Source organism: Kitasatospora sp. NPDC034533, from assembly GCF_055575155.1.
This window is the reverse complement of sequence record NZ_JBVITE010000163.1, coordinates 1-1,451: the sequence shown is the minus strand read 5'-3', so window position 1 is coordinate 1,451 and position 1,451 is coordinate 1. Positions and strand designations below refer to the sequence as shown.

Here is a 1,451-nt window from a genome sequence, read left to right as displayed (position 1 = left end):
GCTTCCTAATGTCGTTGTCAAGCGGCCTCGGTGACCGGCGGTGTGACTTGGTAGCACCGCCGGTCACGGATCAGGGCCCACAGGACGTTGACGCGTCGGCGAGCGAGGGCGAGCACGGCCTGGACGTGCTTCTTCCCCTCCGCGCGCTTGCGGTCGTAGAACGTCCGCGAGTTCGGATCGCAGCGGACGCTGACCAGTGCGGAGGTGTAGAACACGCGCTGGAGTCGGCGGTGGTAGGTGCCCGGCCGGTGGAGATTGCCGCTGACCTTGCCCGAGTCCCTCGGCGCGGGCGCGACACCGGCGAAGGCCGCCAGGGCGTCGGGGGAGTCGAATTCGTTCAGGTTGCCGCCGACGGCGGCAAGGAATTCGGCTCCGAGGATCGCCCCGATGCCGGGGACGCTCTGGACTATGTCGGCGAGTTCGTGCTCGCGAAACCGGCCCTCGATGAGCTTGTCGATCTCGGTGATGTGCTCGTTGAGGGTCATCACCTCCTCGGCCAGGGTGTGGACCAGCTTCGCGATGGTCTTCTCCCCGGGGACGGAGGTGTACTGCCGCTCGGCGGCCTCAACTGCCTTTTCAGCAAGAGATCTTGCGTTTCTGACCTTGCGGTTGGCGAGCCACTTGGTCAGCCGCGCGACCCCGGCCCGGCGGATCGCCGCCGGGCTCTGGTAGCCGGTCAGGAGCTTGAGCGGGCCCACGTTGGTCAGGTCCAGGGCTCGTTCCAGGGCCGGGAACATGCCCAGCAGGGTTCCGCGCAGACGGTTGACGGCACGGGTGCGGTCCTCGACCAGGTCCGCTCGGCGGCCCGTCAGCAGCTTGAGCTCGATGGCGGCCTCGTCGCCGGGGCGGATGGGCCGCAGGTCGCGGCGCATCCGGGCCTGGTCGGCGATCACATAGGCGTCGCGGGCGTCGGTCTTGCCCTCGCCGCGGTAGCCGTCGGCGGCCCGGTTCACCAGCCGACCGGGGATGTACAGGACCTCCTGACCGTGGGCGACCAGCAGGCTCAGCAGCAGGGCCGGCTCCCCGCCGGTCATGTCGATCGCCCAGGTCACCTGGCCGCCGCCGGCCAGGGCGAGAACGTCGCCGATCAGCTGCAGCAGCTCGGGCTCGTCGTTGGCGACCCGCCGCGACAGCAGGGTCTTGCCGTCCGTGTCGAGGGCCAGGCCGTGATGGTGGCCCTTCCCGCTGTCGATCCCCGCCCAGATCCGGCTCATCATGCTCCTGACGTGCGTGTTCGTGCTGTTCGTACCACGGACGACCTCGCCGGCATTGCTCTACTCAGCGACTTTCTCGCACTTCCTAATCGGCGGCCGAGTCGTCGTGGGGTGCCGGGAGGCGAAGCCTGGGAAGCCACGAAACGGCAGCCGCCTGATAGCCACACCCAGCACCCCTGGGCGACCCAACCTTACGAGTGGCTCGATCAACCCAGCTCAGAAGGTAGAGCCGCCTGA

1 protein-coding gene is annotated in these 1,451 nt (G+C 68.6%); it reads right to left on the bottom strand.

The features are described from left to right. Positions 1–17: 17 nt before the first annotated feature. Entirely contained in the window at positions 18–1,214 is a 1,197-nt protein-coding gene (locus ACZ55U_RS39030; protein ID WP_465534392.1) for an IS110 family RNA-guided transposase, read from the bottom strand. Positions 1,215–1,451: the final 237 nt, after the last annotated feature.